Source organism: Maribacter sp. MAR_2009_72 (genome assembly GCF_007827235.1).
GTDB classification, from domain to species: domain Bacteria; phylum Bacteroidota; class Bacteroidia; order Flavobacteriales; family Flavobacteriaceae; genus Maribacter; species Maribacter sedimenticola.
The window spans coordinates 3,192,556-3,212,427 of the sequence record NZ_VISB01000001.1 but is presented as its reverse complement, the minus strand read 5'-3'; the positions used below and the strand labels follow the sequence as shown (position 1 = coordinate 3,212,427).

At 36.9% G+C, this 19,872-nt stretch carries 18 protein-coding genes; 7 read left to right on the top strand and 11 right to left on the bottom strand.

Annotated elements, in window-relative coordinates; genetic code table 11:
* The first annotated feature begins 75 nt into the window (after window positions 1–75).
* The 3 genes from JM81_RS13525 to JM81_RS13515 are packed head-to-tail and all read left to right on the top strand — an operon-like array spanning window position 76 to window position 5,294.
* Window positions 76–1,101 (top strand): ligase-associated DNA damage response exonuclease, encoded by a 1,026-nt coding sequence (locus tag JM81_RS13525; RefSeq protein ID WP_144804198.1) that lies wholly within the window; start codon window positions 76–78, stop codon window positions 1,099–1,101.
* Complete coding sequence (locus JM81_RS13520) at window positions 1,098–2,795, top strand: ATP-dependent DNA ligase (RefSeq protein ID WP_144804196.1); 1,698 nt, start codon at window positions 1,098–1,100, stop codon at window positions 2,793–2,795. The genes JM81_RS13525 and JM81_RS13520 overlap by 4 nt, the downstream gene beginning before the upstream one ends.
* A gap of 30 nt (window positions 2,796–2,825) precedes the next feature.
* Window positions 2,826–5,294: a ligase-associated DNA damage response DEXH box helicase gene (locus JM81_RS13515; RefSeq protein WP_144804194.1), complete on the top strand. Its 2,469-nt coding sequence runs from the start codon at window positions 2,826–2,828 to the stop codon at window positions 5,292–5,294.
* 55 nt (window positions 5,295–5,349) lie between these two features.
* Here the strand turns inward: JM81_RS13515 and JM81_RS13510 are convergent, their stop codons facing one another.
* A complete protein-coding gene (locus JM81_RS13510) occupies window positions 5,350–5,781 on the bottom strand; it encodes a lipocalin family protein (protein WP_144804192.1) in 432 nt (143 codons plus the stop codon).
* A gap of 76 nt (window positions 5,782–5,857) precedes the next feature.
* Here JM81_RS13510 and pdeM point away from each other — a divergent pair, with 76 nt between their 5' ends.
* Together pdeM and JM81_RS13500 are read left to right on the top strand one after the other, a co-directional pair.
* Window positions 5,858–6,529 carry a ligase-associated DNA damage response endonuclease PdeM gene (gene pdeM / locus JM81_RS13505; RefSeq protein WP_144804191.1) on the top strand — a complete coding sequence of 224 codons (672 nt, stop codon included), beginning with the start codon at window positions 5,858–5,860 and terminating at the stop codon, window positions 6,527–6,529.
* 60 nt (window positions 6,530–6,589) lie between these two features.
* Entirely contained in the window at window positions 6,590–7,393 is an 804-nt protein-coding gene (locus tag JM81_RS13500) for a tryptophan-rich sensory protein (protein ID WP_144804190.1), read from the top strand.
* Here the strand turns inward: JM81_RS13500 and JM81_RS13495 are convergent.
* From JM81_RS13495 to JM81_RS13450, 10 genes are all read right to left on the bottom strand, one after another.
* The gene (locus tag JM81_RS13495) at window positions 7,390–8,739 is read right to left on the bottom strand and encodes a dihydrolipoyl dehydrogenase family protein (RefSeq protein ID WP_144804188.1); all 1,350 of its coding nucleotides are present in this window, start codon (window positions 8,737–8,739) and stop codon (window positions 7,390–7,392) included. The genes JM81_RS13500 and JM81_RS13495 overlap by 4 nt on opposite strands.
* 372 nt (window positions 8,740–9,111) lie before the next feature.
* Complete coding sequence (locus tag JM81_RS13490) at window positions 9,112–9,531, bottom strand: hypothetical protein (RefSeq protein WP_144804186.1); 420 nt, start codon at window positions 9,529–9,531, stop codon at window positions 9,112–9,114.
* 52 nt (window positions 9,532–9,583) lie between these two features.
* Entirely contained in the window at window positions 9,584–9,922 is a 339-nt protein-coding gene (locus tag JM81_RS13485) for a hypothetical protein (protein WP_144804184.1), read from the bottom strand.
* Window positions 9,923–10,405: 483 nt separating this feature from the next.
* Window positions 10,406–11,017, bottom strand: a complete 612-nt coding sequence (locus JM81_RS13480; RefSeq protein WP_144804182.1) for a hypothetical protein — start codon at window positions 11,015–11,017, stop codon at window positions 10,406–10,408.
* Window positions 11,008–11,331: a hypothetical protein gene (locus JM81_RS13475; RefSeq protein WP_186435576.1), complete on the bottom strand. Its 324-nt coding sequence runs from the start codon at window positions 11,329–11,331 to the stop codon at window positions 11,008–11,010. Before JM81_RS13475 ends, JM81_RS13480 begins: the two co-directional genes overlap by 10 nt.
* On the bottom strand, window positions 11,309–11,830 hold the full coding sequence (locus JM81_RS13470) for a hypothetical protein (protein WP_144804178.1): 522 nt from the start codon (window positions 11,828–11,830) through the stop codon (window positions 11,309–11,311). The genes JM81_RS13475 and JM81_RS13470 overlap by 23 nt, the downstream gene beginning before the upstream one ends.
* Window positions 11,831–11,835: 5 nt before the next feature.
* Window positions 11,836–12,825 carry a hypothetical protein gene (locus JM81_RS13465; RefSeq protein WP_144804176.1) on the bottom strand — a complete coding sequence of 330 codons (990 nt, stop codon included), beginning with the start codon at window positions 12,823–12,825 and terminating at the stop codon, window positions 11,836–11,838.
* Window positions 12,826–12,863: 38 nt separating this feature from the next.
* Window positions 12,864–13,202, bottom strand: a complete 339-nt coding sequence (locus JM81_RS13460) for a hypothetical protein (protein ID WP_144804174.1) — start codon at window positions 13,200–13,202, stop codon at window positions 12,864–12,866.
* Window positions 13,203–13,511: 309 nt separating this feature from the next.
* Window positions 13,512–14,117 carry a hypothetical protein gene (locus tag JM81_RS13455; RefSeq protein WP_144804172.1) on the bottom strand — a complete coding sequence of 202 codons (606 nt, stop codon included), beginning with the start codon at window positions 14,115–14,117 and terminating at the stop codon, window positions 13,512–13,514.
* Window positions 14,118–15,869: a hypothetical protein gene (locus tag JM81_RS13450; RefSeq protein WP_144804170.1), complete on the bottom strand. Its 1,752-nt coding sequence runs from the start codon at window positions 15,867–15,869 to the stop codon at window positions 14,118–14,120. It lies immediately after the preceding gene.
* 262 nt (window positions 15,870–16,131) lie between these two features.
* On the opposite strand from JM81_RS13450, the gene mfd reads away from it, so the two are divergent.
* Window positions 16,132–19,500 carry a transcription-repair coupling factor gene (gene mfd, locus JM81_RS13445; protein ID WP_144804168.1) on the top strand — a complete coding sequence of 1,123 codons (3,369 nt, stop codon included), beginning with the start codon at window positions 16,132–16,134 and terminating at the stop codon, window positions 19,498–19,500.
* Complete coding sequence (locus JM81_RS13440) at window positions 19,500–19,832, top strand: TerB family tellurite resistance protein (RefSeq protein ID WP_144804166.1); 333 nt, start codon at window positions 19,500–19,502, stop codon at window positions 19,830–19,832. The genes mfd and JM81_RS13440 overlap by 1 nt, the downstream gene beginning before the upstream one ends.
* Window positions 19,833–19,872 lie beyond the last annotated feature (40 nt).

Genomic DNA, 19,872 nt, shown 5'->3' with positions numbered 1-19,872 from the left:
ATAAATTTTTTAGAGGTCATAGTTTACATTGTCCACAACTTTGTTTACCTGTAAAGTTCGTAACTTTCGGTAGCTATGAAAACACCCCTTTTACAATTTACGGACAAGGGTATCTATTGCGAAAAAGCAAATGTATATCTAGACCCATGGAAACCTGTGGACAAGGCAATAATATCCCATGGCCATGCAGACCATAGCCGCTATGGTCATAAAAATTACATTACGCATCATAGAAACGTACCTATAATTTCCCATCGTTTAGGCGAAATAAATGTAGCTGGAAAACACTGGGGAGAACCCTTTCTCATAAACAATGTAAAATTTAGCCTGCATCCGGCCGGACATATCATAGGTTCTTCACAGATAAGGGTAGAACACAAAGGGGAGGTATGGGTTTTTACCGGAGATTATAAAACCGAAAACGATGGTATTTCCACCCCTTACGAACCTATTAAATGCCATACATTTATTACGGAATGCACTTTTGGCCTACCTGCCTTTACCTGGACACCTCAAGATGTGGTGTTGGCGGATATCAACAATTGGTGGGCAGAGAATAGGGCTGAAGGCAAAACCTCTATCTTATTTGGCTACAGCTTGGGAAAAGCACAGCGACTACTTAAATATCTTGATACCGATATAGGTGAAATCTACACCCATGGGGCTATTGAAAACATGACAGAGGTGCTACGCCCTTTGGTAGATTTTCCAAAAACCACCTTGATTGCCAGGGATACCAAAAAGGATCAATTATTGGGCAACATTGTACTGGCACCGCCTAGTGCCCATGGCAGTACATGGATCCGCAAAATGGTGCCCTACGTAACGGCCTCGGCCAGTGGGTGGATGACCTTTAGAGGGGCAAGGAGAAGAAGGGCCGTGGACAAAGGATTTGTTCTCAGCGATCATTGTGACTGGAGCGGACTATTGAGCAGTATCAAGGAAACCGGGGCAGAGAAAATAATATGCACCCACGGGTATACGGACATATTTTCCAGATACCTACGGGAACAGGGCTACGATGCCCGTACGGAAGCCACACAATATGGGGAGGAAGAAACAGAAGTTGCGTTAGCTTCAAAATCAACGGCAACGGTATGAAAAATTTTGCTCTACTCATAAAAGCATTGGATAGCACCAATAAGACAACGGTCAAAGTTCAGGCGCTTACCACCTATTTTAGAAATGCAAGTGATGTTGACAAGGTATGGACTATAGCCATTTTATCGCATAGAAGGCCTCCAAGACCTGTCAATACGACCTTATTAAGGGAATGGGCATCAGAACTGGCCAATATTCCATTATGGCTTTTTGAGGAAAGTTATCATATTGTTGGAGATTTGGCCGAAACCATCGCATTGATAATCCCCGCCACGGAACTTTCTTCGGATAAAAGTCTTACCGAATATCTACGGGAAATGATTGCGCTGAAGAAAAAATCGGATGAAGAAAAGAAGAACTATCTGCACGAGCACTGGAAGGTCCTAAACTACTATGAGCGTTTTGTGTTCACAAAGCTTATCACCGGAGGTTTCAGAATTGGGGTAAGCCAAAAACTAATGACGCGCGCCTTGGCCAAAGCTACAGAAATAGATGAGGATATTTTAGCGTATAAGCTTATGGGTAAATGGGACCCTAACACCATTACCTTTCAACAACTCATTTTAGAGGAGAATGAAAGTGATTATTTATCAAAACCATATCCATTTTATTTAGCATACGCCATAGAAGATGAAGTAGAGGATTTAGGCGAAGTTACCGCTTGGTCTGCAGAACATAAATGGGACGGAATTCGTTCTCAAGTAATCCTTAGAAATGATGAACTATTTGTATGGAGCCGTGGCGAAGAATTGGTTACCGACAAGTACCCTGAATTTGAAAAATTTATTGGCACTATACCCAACGGTACGGTCATAGATGGTGAAATATTACCCTATCCAAATAATCATATCGGTACCTTCAATGACCTTCAAACCAGAATTGGCAGAAAGACAGTTTCTGCTGCATTGCTAAAAAAAGTACCGGTCATATTAAAAGCCTATGATCTCTTGGAATGGGAAGGAAAGGATATACGCCAATTACCTTTTAAGGAACGAAGACATATTTTGGAAAATCTTTTTAAAAATGTCACTGAACAAAACCAAAGTAAGGTCACTGAGCGTAGCCGAAGCGATATCCCCCTTCATCTTTCCCAAACTATATATTTCACATCATGGGAAGACGTTGCAAAAGAACGGGAACGTGCCCGTGAAATGCATAGTGAAGGTTTAATGCTCAAGCGAAAAGATTCCCCGTATTTGGTAGGTAGAAAAAAGGGCGATTGGTGGAAATGGAAGGTAGACCCCTTGACCATTGATGCCGTGCTGACCTATGCCATGCGCGGCCATGGTAGACGAAGCAATTTGTTTACGGATTACACCTTTGCTTTATGGAACGATAATGACGAAGGAGAAAAAGAACTGGTCACCTTTGCAAAAGCATATTCCGGACTAACCGATGCCGAATTTAGAAAGCTGGATGCCTGGATCAAAAAAAATACCCTGGAACGTTTTGGACCGGTAAGAAGCGTTACTCCCCATCATGTTTTTGAAATTGCCTTTGAAGGTATTGCCTTATCAAAAAGACATAAAAGTGGTCTCGCAACGAGGTTTCCAAGAATGCTACGTTGGCGCAAGGACAAGAATATTCACGAAGCCAATACTTTGAAAGATCTAAGACAACTGATTCCAGGTACGGCCCAAGAATCCAAAACCCAAAAAAAGGAACAGAAAAGTAAGGAATCCGTTGAAAAATAGCTACAAGTAATTTGATGGTAATACCAGAAAATGAACAGAGAAGAATTGTTTAATATTGCCCAAGAATGGTTTCAAGAACAACATTGGAAACCGTTTAAATTCCAAAAAGATACTTGGAAGGCTTTTCTACAGGGTAAAAACGGATTATTGAACGCCCCCACCGGAAGTGGCAAGACCTATGCACTCTGGTTTCCTATAGTATTGAACTATATGAAACAGAATCCGGAGTACCGGACCAAACATAAAAAGGGACTAAAAGCGGTCTGGATAACACCCCTACGTGCACTTTCCCAAGAAATAAAACAATCTGCGGAAAGGGTAACGGCAGACTTGGGCACACAAATGACCGTTGGCATCCGATCAGGTGATACATCTACGAAAGAACGGGCACGGCAAAAGAAACAAATGCCAGACCTGCTCATTACCACACCAGAAAGTTTGCAATTACTATTGGCCACCAAGGGGTATGATAAAATTTTTAAAGACTGCTCTGCAATCGTAGTCGACGAATGGCATGAAATTTTAGGTACCAAAAGAGGCGTACAGATGGAGCTGGCCCTTTCTCGTTTAAAGGGTATTTCAAAAGAATTGCGCATTTGGGGAATATCTGCCACCATTGGTAATTTGGAACAAGCGCGTGAAGTTTTGTTGGGTCCCGGCACCAATGCCTTTGATAATTCTATTTTGATCAAGGCCAATATCAATAAAAAAATCACGGTTAAGAGCATCATACCCAAAAAAATGGAGACGTTTCCATGGCGTGGTCATTTGGGTTTGCATTTATTGGAAGATGTGGTACCAATAATCAACCACAGTACAACCACCTTATTATTTACCAATACACGCAGCCAATGTGAAATCTGGTTTCAAAAAATATTGGAAAAACATCCTGAATATGCCGGCGAAATGGCAATGCACCATGGCAGCATTAACAAAGAAACCCGGGTTTGGGTAGAAAATGCGATCCGTAATGAAGATTTAAAAGCAGTTGTTTGTACTTCAAGTTTAGATTTGGGCGTAGACTTTGCCCCTGTAGAAACGGTAGTTCAAATTGGCGGACCAAAAGGGGTAGCCCGGTTTTTACAAAGGGCGGGCCGCAGCGGACATAGACCGGGCAAGGAAAGTGTCATTTACTTTTTACCTACACACGCCATAGAACTTATAGAGGCATCGGCATTACAAAAAGCGGTAAAACTTAATTCCGTCGAGGACCGTTTGCCCTATCTAAATAGTTATGATGTATTGCTGCAATACTTGACCACTTTGGCAATATCCAATGGTTTTTACCCCAAGGAAATTTACAGGGAGATTAAGGAAACGTTCTGTTTTCAGGCGATAACCGTGGAGAAATGGCAATGGTTGTTGAATTTTTTGGTAATGGGCAGCCAAAGCCTACAGTCCTATGATGAATATAAAAAGGTAGAAGTTGAGGAAGATGGCAAATTTACCGTAACCAATAAAGGCGTAGCCATGCGCCATAGATTTCAGATCGGCACCATTGTGGGCGATGCCAATTTAGCGGTAAAATATCAAAAAGGCGGATATATAGGTTCCGTAGAAGAGTTTTTTATATCTAAATTGAACAGGGGTGACGTATTTACCTTTGCCGGTAGGAATTTAGAATTTATACGGATCAAGGATATGACCGTACAAGTAAGGAATTCCAATAAAAAAACGAATAAAATTACAAGTTGGATGGGCAGTAGACTCACCCTGTCCGCACAAATGTCAGAATTACTAAGGGAGGAACTTTATAGTTCTAGCGAACCAAAAGAAAAACAATCTAAAGAAATACGGGCGTTGGCCCCTTTATTTGAACGTCAGCGGAGAGAAAGTATAGTGCCCAGGCCCAATGAATTTTTAATAGAATCCTTCAAAACCCGCGAAGGGTATACCCATATCTTTTATCCGTTTGAAGGTAGGTTCGTGCATGAGGCCATGGGTAGTTTATTAGGGTACCGTATTAGTCTATTGACGCCCATAACTTTTTCCTTGGCCTTCAACGATTATGGCTTTGAGCTTTTATCCGACCAACCCATAGATATACAACAAGTTCTTGATAATGATCTGTTCTCCACGGATTATATGCTGGACGATTTGCAAAAAAGTCTAAATGCCACGGAAATGGCACGGCGTAAATTTAGGGACGTGGCCATTATTAGTGGTATGGTTTTTACCGGCTATCCTAAAAAGAACATCAAGATGAAACATTTGCAGAGCAACTCGCAATTATTGTTCGATGTTTTTCGTGATTACGAACCGGAGAATTTGCTTTACCAACAAGCTTTTACGGAAACCTTTGAACATCAGTTGGAAGAAGGACGTTTACGGTTATCGTTAGAGCGTATTGCCACACAGAACATTATATGGAAACAATGTGATAAGGCTACACCATTCTCTTTTCCATTGATTACCGAGCGTATGAACAGGGAAAAATTATCAAGTGAAAAATTAGAAGATCGTATAAAAAAAATGGCCGCCCTGCTAATGAAAAAATAAAAAACCCACTATAACTTTTGGCCATAGTGGGTCAACAATATTGATATTCAATAATTTAAATTTTGGTATAGACACTTTTTACCGTGTATTCCTCGCCATCATAAGAATCGGTATAGGACATCGTAAATGTATCTCCAGATACGGTATAATTTACTTCTATTTCTATATACTCATCTGAAATCATCATCTTTCCTTTAGAAGTAATAGACCAGTCACCAATGGTAGAATAATCATCTACCGCACATTCACTTCCCTCATCATCCGTAGGAGAATAGCTTATGTATTGATAAGAGTTGTCCGCTTTAAAGACAATAGTCTGTTCAAGTTCACAAGCAGTCAATTCATAAGGCTCATCATTATCGTATTCTGCAACAAGTTGCCATGATCCAATTAACGCATTTTCAGATTCTTCCGTATTTTCATCGTTACTACAAGAAGCAAATAGGCCCAATGCTATTATACTACAAAAAATAAATACTTTTTTCATGTGGATATTATTAAGGTTGGTTTAAAATTACCAAGACATAACGGATCGGCTTTCTATTTATTATCTTTGTCTGTTTATGGCCCACCCCATTCAAATTCGTGATCAATCCTTTAAAATGCATTTCTCCGGAACACTTTTCTGGGAAGAACGATCCATGCTTTTGGTAAGTGATGTGCATTTGGGAAAGGTATCGCATTTTAGAAAATATGGAGCGGCCGTACCGCAGGCCGCAGTTCAAAAAAATTTTGATATGATGGATGAGTCCATTGCATACTTTAAACCAAAGACCCTAGTCTTTATGGGTGATCTGTTCCACTCATCGTTAAATAGGGAATGGGAAATTTTCGAGAATTGGGTACAAGAAAAAACCTTGGATATTATTTTGGTCAGCGGCAACCATGATATATTGTCCCCATTAAAGTACAAGGCAATAGGGATAAACGTAGTGGAAGAAATGGTACTAGGTTCTTTTTTATTGACCCACCACCCTATGAAAAGTGACGGACTATTTAATTTCTCCGGCCATATTCACCCTGCCATTAAATTAAGTGGATTGGGACGCCAGTCCGTTAAACTACCTTGCTTTTATAAAACAATAGACCAAATGATTTTACCTGCGTTTGGTGAGTTTACAGGAACCTACACGCTAGAACCTTGTGAAGGTTGCGAAGTATTTGCCTTACTAGGAGATGCTGTGCTACCTGTACCTATAAAAGAGGTAAAGAAAAAGCGTCGCTATCGTAAATAGTTCATTTAATTCTTTATATAAGTTCTTTTCTCTAAATTTAACATGATAGCTTTGAGTATTATGAAGAAAAGACTGGCCATTATAAATTTAGTATCGGTACTATTGGTCATTGGGGTCAATTACATATCCCAATCCATGTCGTTCAACAATACTACTATTGGTGAAATAAGTGCACGTTATGAAAATCTGTTTACGCCGGCAGGCTTTGCCTTTGCCATTTGGGGTGTCATTTTCTTAGCACTTTTGGTTTATGGAATATTTCAAGTAAGGCGCGCGTTTTTTAGTAATAAGAAAAGTGTTTTTATAGAGCAGACCGGGTATTGGTTTGCAATAGCCAATATTTTAAATTGTTGTTGGGTATTTGCTTTTGTCTATGACTATACCGGTCTTTCCGTGCTAATAATGCTAGGCATATTAGTATCCCTCATCAAAATAATCCTCAACACCAATATGGAACGTTGGGACGCTCCCATTACTACCATTGCCTTTGTATGGTGGCCTATTTGTTTTTATAGCGGATGGATTTCCGTAGCAACTATAGCAAATATTTCGGCTTATCTAAGTAAACTTGATTGGAACGGTGGCATTCTTTCTGAAACCGCTTGGACCGTAAATATGATTATAGTTGCTATTGTTTTGAACCTGCTTATGATATGGAAAAGGAACATGAGAGAATTTGCTGCGGTAGGCATTTGGGCCTTGTTCGCAATTTATATACGGCACCAAGACACATTTTCTACCATAGCGAATACGGCCTTGGCGGGCTGTGTACTCTTACTCTTGGCCATCATGGCACATGGATATAAAAATCGTGGAACAAATCCGTTTAAAAAACTTCAAGAGCGGTTACGGCAAAAACCTTAGACCATACTCTTTAAATCATTGGCCCAGCTTGGGTATGTGAAGATGGTAGATTTAATATCCTTGTCCGTCATACCTTTGTTAATGGCCAATGCAAAAAGATTGATTATTTCGCCGGCATTTGGTCCCAACAAATGAGCTCCAACAATTTCTCCTGTACGATCGTTCATAATCACTTTATAGGCATACAACGGTGCATTAATGCGTTTAGCGTTGAACCAACCGGGTACTACATCATAATTTACCCTTATCTTTTTATACCTACCACGGGCCTCTTTTTCCGAATATCCAACCGTGGCCAAATTGGGTAGTGTAAATACCACTGAAGGAATTACAGGAACGCTTAGTTCCTTGGAATTCCCCTTTAAAATATTCTCGGAAACCACATAGCCTTGCCTACCGGATAATGGGGTCAAAGGCAAATTTTTATCGGAAACATCTCCACAAGCATAAACGTTGGTATTACTAGTACTTTGCAAATAGCCATTGGTAACAACCCCCTTTTCATTAAAGTCTACATTACCTTTCTCCAGTTCCAGTTCCTTAATTGCAGGCACCCTACCGGCAGTATTGAATACCGCATAGGATTTAATGATTTTGGAACTTCCTTTAATTTCATAGGTAAGTTTATACCGCTTTCTTTTCTTCTTTAAGGCTGTGGGCTTAGCTCCAAATATAAATTTAATCCCTAAAGATTCGGAATATTTGGTCAGTTCCTTCACCAAGTCCGGATCAAAAGCTTTTAAAACTCTTTTTCCTGTATCCAAAACAGTAACCTTAGCTCCAGCCCTAGCTGCAATATGTGCAAATTCCATGGCAATATATCCTGCTCCAATAAAGACAATTTGTTTGGGCAGTTTTTTCAAATCTAAAAAATCGTCGCTGACCTTAAGGTGTTTGGCTCCTGTAATAGAAAGAGGTCTTGGCTCCAAGCCTGTTGCAATGATAATTTTTTCCGCGGAAACCGTTTTACCCTCTACGGAAAGAGTTTGTTCATCCAAGAATTTAGGGGATTGATGGTATAATTTAATTCCGAGATCCTTTAATTCCTTTTCTGTGCCAGCAGGTATCTTATCGGTAAAGCTTTGTTTAAAATTTTGCAATTGCTTCCAATTAATCGTGGTTTTAGTTCGCAATCCCTTTCCTTTTAAATTGTGAGCCTGCTCCAATGCTTCCGTAGCACCGATCAATACTTTTTTGGGGTCACATCCTCTATTGGCACAAGTACCTCCAAACTCACGAATATCTGCAATGGCCACTTTCTTTCCTGCTTCTACACATGCTTTGGCCACCGTTTGGCCGGCAATACCACTACCTATTACAAAAACATCAAATTTCTTTTTCTCCATGAGTAATTAATTTTGTTCAGGTCAGGGTATTTTATATAAGAACCAAATTGTAAAACCACATTTTTACGCTAAGGAAAGACCTACATCTTTTATGGTATTCGAAGTTCTGACAATTATGGTTTAAAATGTAACCCATATTCGATTAAAATGAGTGGTATCCGTTGCTTGGGTATCCTTATAAGGGATACATTTTAGTAATAATACTTATTACAAAATAGGGTTTATATCTAAAATATAATATTGGTATTCTTTTATTAATTAGCTTTTCTGATGAACCATGTTTGTTTTAAAAGTTACAAACTGCTCTTAGAATTATCTTTTGTGAAAAAAAGGCAATCCATATGTTTTAAAGTTGTTAGCTACTTAAGTATTTTATTCTATATCTAAAATTGCGTTTGCCTGATAAAACCTTAAATCAGAGTATTCAGTAGAATCAACAAAAATCACCGTATAGTCTTCGAATTTTTTAAAAATCCTTATATACTTATATTGAAAATTGTCTTCATTAAAAAGGCCTCTTTTTTTTAAATAGTCTTTAAAATTTAATGGTTTTCCATTCTTTACATTAAACAATTCTTCAAGTCTAAAACTTAGCTTCAATCCTTCTCTTAAATTATTATGCATGTTTGATAAATAAAACAATGAACTATCTTTTTCCGTTTTCTGAAGGAAGTTGGTGTCGTATTTGAAAAATAACGTGTCTCTACCTACTTTTCTAACCTTTTTTTGTGAATATACATCCGCACATATTGATAAAAGGAATACGGTTAAAATTAATATTTTAATATTCATTTTTTTAATTTAAGAACTAATTGCTAACACTTTAAATCCTGAGCTTTTATCATCAATAATTTTTAAAATTTTCTTTTATAATTTGATTTAATGTTGTCCATGTAACGGATTCTTGTAAATCCTCCAAAGCTTTAAGAGCAAACTCCTTCACAAACGGATCAAGCACCCCATTAACCGTATTGGCCAGTACAAAATTGTTTAATGCAGCTACCTCTTCTATGTTATTACTATTGGAAATCCAATAAAACTCCTCAGTATAATAGCTTACACCTAGAGAATTTTTTATATAATTTACTTTAGTTTTGGGCAAAACCACCATCTCCCCATCGGGGCAGTCCGTGATTGCCAAGGTTAGGGAACGGGCGGTGTAAGAGCAAGATACTTGCGCCATCGGGAGGACAAACTCCTAATAGTTGGGATTACAGAGTTATGATACTCAACGGATATTAAGATCATTTTTCATATTTTTTTGATCTGGCAAAGAGTAAATAAGAAAAAATAATCATAAAAATGGTCAAACCTATGATAATAATATTCTTATCAACTACAATGTAAGAATCCCAAATAGAGAAAACGAAAAAATCCTCTACATATACTATTAAAAAAAATATAGCCAAAATATAAAATACTACTATAATTTTTGACCAGTACTTACCAAATTTTAGTGTTGAACTCATATTCATGTAAAATTGTCACTGCAATAAGAAAGGCCATAACTTCTCTAAATTCTTGAGAATTATTGAGATTTTCAATGCCGTTGACCAAGTCGATATTCAAAAATAGTTTATTTATGTCTTCCTATTTTTCTTCCGACATTATTGTTGAAAATAATCCATTTCCTTTTCTTTTATAAACGCCTGTGAACCTTCCCTAGCTAGCGCAAGCGTCGCGCTTGTTCTGAGGTTAGCTGTATATAATGTTTAGGTACGAGCAATAGATTGCGCCAAGGGGAAATTATAATTTGGTTCTCAGGAGCATAAGCATTATTAAAATTAGAACCTCTATAATTCATTAAAATTTGAGTACTGTCCAATTTCCAAGTCTGATTGTATTTAGACATAAAAATAATCTCAAATACACCCCCGTATGAATTATCTGTTTGGGCAAATATGACACAGTTACTATCTACGACAAAAGGTTTGGAAAAAGCCATTTTATCCTTCTGCTTCGATTTCCTGAACAATGTTGAAATTGAATCAGAGAATTTTATGGGATATTTACTATTGGCTCCTTTAATCATGGTAGAGTCAATTAGATTATTTTTTAGGGCAGTATTTAGAAGCTTGTCCAAATTATTAACTTCAAGAAGAGAGTCAAAATTTTGCAATTTTAATTTGATGTCCTTATCTCTTTTTGTTATTTCATGGACGTATATATCATAAAAATTAGTACGCTCATTCTTTTTCTGTAAATTACTATTTGTTGATTCTTGCTTACAGGATACCAAAAAACAAATTATACTTAAATATATTAATATCAATCGCATCTGTCGAAAAAATAAATCGTTCCATCAGTTAATATCCCTACATTGGTACCATAAACACTTTCCTCAAAAAGCCATCCTTCTTCGCCATCAAGACAATCATTTCTTCCTTGCCAATAGTTATTATTGTATGTAAAATCACCATAGTGTACTGCTTCGTGTAATACGCTTACCCCTACTACAAATAAAATTGTTTCACCGTATTGAGAACTGGATACTGAATTTTCCAAATAATTAACCAAATCTAAATCAAGAATTATTTTGTTGGGAGTTTCAAATGCAATTTGGGCATTACTACCAAGATGTCGAACCTCCACGATAATTATCAAGAACTTTAATTGAATCTAAACGCCAGCCTTCCTTTTCTTTGGTGAAAAAAACGACGCCATTTGAATAACCAAGTTTATGCTGGTTTTCAAAAAAAAGCAATCGCTTATTTCCCGAAATTTCTATTGGCTTGGACAAATAATCAAAAACTTCAAAGTTACCTGCTAACTTTTTAATTAATAATTTAACAGTATCTGTTACTTCAATATTATATTGAGCATTTTCTTTTATCGATTTACTTTCCTTTATTTTTAAAACACTTGCAGAATCGATTAATCCCAGATGAATCATTTTTGAAAACATCTTATCAGTATTTTTAATTAAAACCAATGAATCAATATTTGAGTGATAGAAATTTGATTTTCTATTTGCGATTTCTAAATAATACAGGTCATAAAAATTAGTTTTTAAACTTCCAGATTGTTTTTTAAAACTCTCAGAGTTACAACAAACAAAAAGTAGAAATATGATTGGAATATTCTTTTTCATATTATTTAGTTTAAAGGTACTATTGTAATTTCTCCCTCTTCGTTAATTATAACGGCTCCACCGTATACCTGATTTTCAAATCTCCATCCTTCTTCATTTGTATATGGGTAATTTCCAGTCCAATAATCATTATTATATTTAAAATCGCCATAATGTACTGCCTCATGCAATATGGTCACTGCAATAAAGAAGAGTAAACTTTCACTATATGTCGATCCAGAAACTGAATTTTCCAAATTATTAATCAAATCGATGTCAATTTCTAACGTATTGGGTTCGCTAAAATGACCACTTACTGATTCCAATTGTTTAATAACAATCTCAGGACCATCCCCCCATTTTAAAATTTGTTCTATTTGTTCCGTTGTGGCATTGGTATATTCTTTAAACGCATTTACAATGGCCGTATTGTTTGCCAAAGTTGGCAACTGGTTCTTTAAATACTCCGTTAGTTTTTTGTAATTACTATCATAGTCACTTCCCACGGGGTATTTTACTAACGGAGTAATGGATATCACAGAATACCCATCCATCCAAGCCTCCAAAGCTTTAAGCCCAAACTCCTTCGCCAACGAATCAAGTACCCCATTTACCGTATGGTCTTTTATAAAATTGTTCAATCTATCAGCCTCTGCATGATTGGAAGATATCCAGTCAAATTCAGGAGTATAATACTCCAAATCCAATTTTTTCTTTATATTCCTTACAGTTGCTCTATTGAACACCGCCACTTCGCCATCGTCTCCGTCTGGGCAATCACTTGAAGCCGTGGTAATGGAACATGCCGTTTTCTGTCTTGGGCTATCATCACATCCAGAATATTCGGTTACTAAAACGGAATTTCCATCTATATACACGATTTTGGTAGTAATCTTAATACTACACTGTTGCCCTGCATTATTAATATAAAAATTACCACCACTAAGTTTGGTAGTTGTTACGTTAGTGGCTATCACCTTGTATAAATTAACATCTATAAACTCGCTGTTAGTCATTATACTTTAAAAACTTCCTTTGGACCAAATGGTAAGGCCTATAGTTTCATTTCAATATCTAACTGTCCTTCAGTTGCTTTATATGGCAGAAATATACATTCAATTGGCCCCTCACCATAATAATCACTATTCCATAGAGTATCTATCTTACCATGTAGCTTGAACTCCAAGTTATAGACCCCTTCAGTTCTCAAATAAATTGTATCATTTACATATCCTTTTATCCTTAAATTAAACATGGAATAGGGCATTAAACCATAAGGTTCAACTAAAAGTCTTTCTTCTTGTTTGAAGCTTAAAATTCTGATTCTCTTGTGATCCTTTTTGCAAGAAAAAAAAGAAATAATCAAAACTGAAAGTATAATTTTCTTAACCATTTTATTTTCAATTTATTGATTATTGGAATCAGAATTGAACTATTGTTCGCATTATAAAAACCATTTTTAAACGTGTGATTACTTAAATACCTAAGATCCCCAGCATTTTTTACGGCTTCTATCAATACAAAAATTCCTGTTGATTGATTTCTTCCTATTTTCTTCCGACATTATTGTTGAAATAATCCATTTCCTTTTCTTTTATAAACGCCTGTGAACCTTCCCTAGTTAGCGCAAGCGTCACGCTTGTGCTGGGGGTATTAGTATAATGGTTTAGGCACGAGCAATATCCTCACGCCAAAAGGGGAACTAATATTTCTCTCTTATGAAGGTTATCCATATCTCCTTTTCAGAAAATAAATTTTGAGGGTTGGTTTTATTTTTTATTACCATTCCTATTGAAGTTCGTCCAGAACCTTCATTTATACCATACCAATTGGAACTCTTAATAATGGAAAGATCCTCCATTTTTGGTTTGTTAATATTTTCATAAGACTCATTCCATGAATCCTTTTCGATTTCCATGGGAGTTTTGTATCCATATTTTTCTAAATAAAATTGTGATAAGCTAGATGTTTCTGGCATTCCGTATTTTTTTACCACTTTATCATAAAATAAACGACCGTTAGGTACTTTGACAGATAATGTTAATTTTTTCAATTCATTTTCTGTGTTGACATATGCTCCTATTTTCTGTACAGGAAATCCCAAAAAATTATAGTTTGTTGGGGTTCCGGAAATAGTGCTGTAATTACTAGCAGGGAAATAACATTCTGTAAAATTTTCATTGTTACATTCAATATATTCTAGACCTTGAAATAACTCTGTTATTGATCTGTCCAAAAAATCATAATCAATATTCATTTCTTGATAATCGTTGGAAAAAATTAGCAAAAGGTATAAATAAACTTTCATTTAATAGCAATTATCAGAATCCGTATAATCTTCCCTATATGGTCGAGCAACCCCTTTCCAGCCGTTTGGAGCACTTCTTGTTGCTTGACCACCAATATCTTCAAAACTCTCTTTTATAAACTCATCCATTTTATATGCAAGAACCCCAGCGTTTATCTGACTACAGGGTTGTTTACGAAACCATGATTGCAAATCAAAAAACGCATTAGCCAAGGCATCCGCTGATTGTTCTGCTGCTAAAGAACTATTTCTATATGATGGTAAGTGGAAATAATAGGTTTGATAAGATGCAGCGACACCAATACCAGGACATTTACCCCACTTGGTAACCACATCCCATATTCCATTTACTGCTGCAACCTGTACACCTGTAGTGCCGACATTATAGAAATCAAAACTTTCACAACTAGGGTCGAGTATTACAATCTCATTCTCATAATCAATTTTATATCGTTCCATCAAAGCCTTTAGAGCAATAAGGCCAAACTCCTTAGCCACCGAATCAAGTACACCTGTTGTGGTATTCGTGTTTGCTTTTATAAAATTGTTCAATCTATCAGCCTCTGCATGATTGGAAGATATCCAGTCAAATTCAGGAGTATAATACTCCAAATCCAATTTTTCCTTTATATTCCTTACAGTTGCTCTATTAAACACCGCCACTTCCCCATCGTCTCCGTCTGGGCAATCACTAGAAGCCGCGGTAAGAGAACGGGCCGTTTTTTGCATTGGGCTATCATCACATCCAGAATATTCGGTTACTAAAACGGAATTCCCATCTATATACACAATTTTAGTAGTAATCTTAATACTACACTGTTGCCCGGCATTATTAATATAAAAATTACCACCACTAAGTTTGGTAGTTGTTACGTTAGTGGCTATCACCCTATATAAATCAACATCTATGAATTCACTATCTGTTCTAATCTGGACAATTCCATAGGTAGACTCTACTTCTGCATACTCATTGGTACCCCCCTCATTATTATTTACATAGGCTTCTGTGTTATGTGTTGTATTTGAGGTGCCGGCAGAGGAACTGGGAAAATTTAGGTATCCAAAATAAGATGGTCCATACCAGTTATTAGCACCATTTACCTGAATAAGTTCAGGGTTATATACCGAACCACCTGGGCTCGGACCAACTGTAGTTCCATCAGAATCACAATCACTTCCTTTTAAAGTCTTAGAGCCCTTACCTAAGTCCACAGCATTGAAAAAACTGTCAAAACGGTAGGTATAATAAGTGCCCTTAAAATATGAGAAATCTTCCCCGCTAGCCAAATATTCTTCTAAATATTCTGGGTTTACGACATAGTGCCGTACATAAGGTTTAGAAGTCCTACCTTTTTCGTCTTCAGAAATAATCATGTTAAAAAACTCACCTTCTTTCTGGCCAGTAACATATACCTGGAATGTATAATTGGTCCTTTTAGTCTTTTTATCCTTTACTTTAAGGATAGAGTTCATATCTATAAGCCCCTTTTTAAAGTACACATTTTTGGATTCAAGGCTTCTTGAACCAGTTAACTCCTCAATAGTGCCAATTACATGTGGAACATCCTCTGAACTTACCTCAAACACTGGGCTTGGTATATTTTGTTCATTATCAATTAAAGACTTTTCAATATTATCCATGTCCTTAATATCCAAATCTATAATGTCCTTCTCTACACATCTTGCATGGAGAAGAATTAGGAAAGTCAATAAGAAATAAGGAATACTTCTAGTAGTTAAAGGTATTTTCATTTGGTTGGCGTATTTAGTTTCCATTCAAGTTAAAAAAAACCTGGCCTTAAATGCACCTAAAAAACCCTTATAAAAATAGAGGATTTTATATTTTTACGATGAAATGCTTTATTTTATCGACGAACTACCTGTATTTTGATTAGGTAAAATATATTTTTGAAAAATTAAAAATATTCCATAGACGTTTTACACCCTGAAATTACGTCATTTATCCACATTTCTTTTATGACCGTATCCTTATATTTGCAAAAATCTTTTTCTGTTGAGTCATTCTTCAATCCAACAACGGTATGAACAGTCTCCCCAAACTGGGAAACTGCTGAAAACTATTGCCCAATCTCAAAACAAGGAAACCGAAACAATACAATTAAAAGGACTTACCGGCTCCTCATTATCTTTTGTATTGACCCATGTCTTTAAAAGTACCGACCGACCATTTTTGGCAATTTTTAATGATAAGGAAGAAGCCGCCTATTATTTGAACGATTTGGAACGCTTGGTAGGCGAGAACGATGTATTGTTCTATCCCGGCAGTTATAGAAGACCTTACCAAATTGAGGAAACGGACAATGCCAATGTTCTATTACGTGCCGAGGTTTTGAACAGGATCAACTCCAGAAAAAAACCGGCCATTATAGTCACTTATCCAGATGCACTTTTTGAAAAAGTTGTTACCCGAAAGGAGCTGGATAAGAGTACCCTAAAAATGAAATTGGGAGATACCCTTTCCCTTGATTTTTTAAATGAAGTCCTGTTTGAATACAAGTTTAAACGAGTGGATTTTGTTACCGAACCCGGTGAATTTTCTGTTAGGGGAGGTATTGTGGATGTGTATTCCTTCTCTCATGATGAGCCGTATAGAATAGAGTTTTTTGGGGATGAGATAGACAGCATTAGAACATTTGATGTAGAAACACAGCTATCTAAGGAAAAGGTAAAATCCATTACCGTGGTTCCAAATATGGCCAATAAATTTTTGACCGAGAAAAGGCAAAGTTTTTTATCCTATGTGGCTTCCAAAACATTGGTATTTTCCAAAAACACCGATTTTCTATACGGTCGTTTAGACGATTTTTTTGAAAAAGCAAAAGAAGCGTTCACCAAACTATCCACAGATATAAAACACGCCCAACCCGAAGAATTGTTTATGGGTGGTGCTGACTTTAAAAAGCATTTAGCAGAGTTTACCTGTATTACTATGGATGCTAAAAGAGAGGAAACGACAACTATTGCCTATCATACAAAACCCCAACCCTCTTTCAACAAAAAGTTTGACCTCCTCATAGAAAACCTGAATAGTTACCGTGAACAGGGGTATACCAATTACATCTTCTGCGCAAGCGAACAACAGGCAAAACGCTTTCATGATATTTTTGAGGAAGTTAACGAACAAGTACATTATCAGATTATAGTATTCCCCTTATTTCAAGGTTTTATAGACGAGGACCAAAAATTGGTCTGTTATACGGATCATCAAATTTTTGAGCGCTACCATAAATTCCATGTAAAAAATGGCTACGCCAAGAAACAGGCCATTACCCTAAAAGAACTCAATAAATTAGAAATTGGGGATTATGTTACCCATATAGACCATGGCATAGGTAAATTTGGCGGACTTCAAAAAATAGATGTTGAGGGTAAAAAACAAGAGGCCATCAAACTTATGTACGGGGAAAGAGACATTCTATACGTAAGTATACATTCCTTACATAAAATTTCAAAATTCAACGGTAAGGACGGTGCCCCGCCAAAAATATACAAATTAGGATCCGGAGCTTGGAAAAAGATAAAGGACAAAACCAAGACCAGGGTTAAAAAGATTGCCTTTGACCTTATTAAGGTCTATGCAAAACGAAGGCTGGAAAAAGGTTTTCAATATAACCCCGACAGTTATTTACAAAATGAGCTGGAAGCCTCTTTTATTTACGAGGACACCCCAGACCAAAGTACCGCCACAGAAGATGTAAAAAGGGATATGGAAAGTGAACGGCCTATGGACCGCTTAATTTGTGGGGACGTAGGCTTCGGGAAAACGGAAGTTGCCATAAGGGCCGCCTTTAAAGCAGTGGACAACGGTAAACAAGTTGCCGTTTTGGTACCAACTACTATTTTGGCTTTTCAACACCATAGAACATTTGCAGAACGCCTAAAGGATATGCCCGTAACGGTAGATTATTTAAACAGGTTTAGAACGGCAAAGGAGAAAAAAGAAACATTACAAAAATTATCAGAAGGTAAAGTGGATATCATCATAGGTACCCACCAGTTGGTCAACAAAAATGTAAAGTTTAAGGACTTAGGCCTTTTGATAGTGGATGAGGAGCAAAAATTTGGCGTAGCGGTAAAGGACAAATTAAAATCCATCAAAGAAAATGTAGATGTCCTAACGTTGACAGCAACACCCATACCAAGAACATTACAGTTTAGTTTAATGGCCGCTAGGGATTTATCTACCATTACCACAGCCCCACCAAATAGATACCCTATTGAAAGTCAAGTCATTCGTTTTAACGAAGAAACCATTAGGGATGCCGTAAGCTATGAAATAGAACGTGGCGGTCAGGTGTTCTTTATACATAACAGAATTGAAAATATTAAGGAAGTTGCCGGTATGATCCAACGTTTGGTCCCCGATGCCAAGGTGGGTATTGGCCATGGTCAAATGGACGGTAAAAAACTAGAGGCATTAATGCTAGGCTTTATGAACAGTGAATTTGATGTACTGGTATCAACTACTATTGTAGAGAGCGGTCTGGATGTGACCAATGCCAATACCATCTTCATCAATAATGCCAACAACTTTGGCTTAAGTGATTTACACCAAATGCGTGGTCGTGTAGGACGTGGCAATAAGAAGGCATTCTGCTATTTTATTACACCCCCTTATGAGGTCATGACTACCGATGCGCGTAAACGAATAGAAGCCCTTGAGCAATTTACGGAATTGGGCAGTGGTTTTAATATTGCCATGAAAGATTTGGAAATAAGGGGTGCAGGAGACCTTTTAGGTGGAGAACAGAGTGGTTTCATCAATGAAATTGGCTTTGAGACCTATCAAAAAATATTGGCCGAAGCCATAGAAGAACTTAAGGAGAACGAGTTTAAGGATTTATATGATGAGGTTGAGGGGCCACAAGAAAAGGTATTTGTCAAGGAAACACAACTAGATACTGATTTTGAATTACTTTTCCCGGATGATTATATTAATAATATCACGGAAAGGCTTACCTTATACACAGACTTAAACCAAATAAAGGATGAAGAGGCGTTACAGAAATTTGAGTCGCAATTGGTAGACCGTTTTGGAGAATTGCCGGACGAAGCTGCGGATTTATTGAATTCCGTTCGTATAAAATGGATTGCAAACAGTATTGGGTTAGAGAAAATTGTAATGAAAAAAGGTAAAATGATCGGTTACTTTATTAGTGACCAACAATCAGCATTTTATCAAACCACTACCTTTACACAAGTTTTACAATACGTACAATCTCACGCACAGCAGTGCAAGATTAAAGAAAAACAGACTCGCAATGGGTTACGCTTATTATTGGTATTTGAAAATATTAGGTCTGTAGACCGGGCCTATTTAGCGTTAAAGCCGTTTGAAATAAAAGAAAAGAATATTGTTTAATGAATTTTGATTTATCTGAAAAGTTGGCCATAGTCAACGTAATTGATGCTGTAATTGTTGCAGATGGTAAAATACATAAGGGCGAAATAAATGCATTGAGCAGATTAATGTCTATCATAGATTTTGACAGTAATTTTCTAATACAGGCACGTACCATAGATACGGCCCAGAGTGTAGTTATCTTAAAGAAAATGTCTCAGGACAAGAAAAATAATCTCGCACAAATTTTAGAGGATGTAGCCTTGGCAGATGGTTTTATTCACGAAAAGGAAAATGATTTAATCAACTATATTTATAACGCCATAGGTATGATGAAGGCAAAAAGAGGTTAGCATATCCCTATTCCAAATATCTATTTTCTAGAAAGATCAT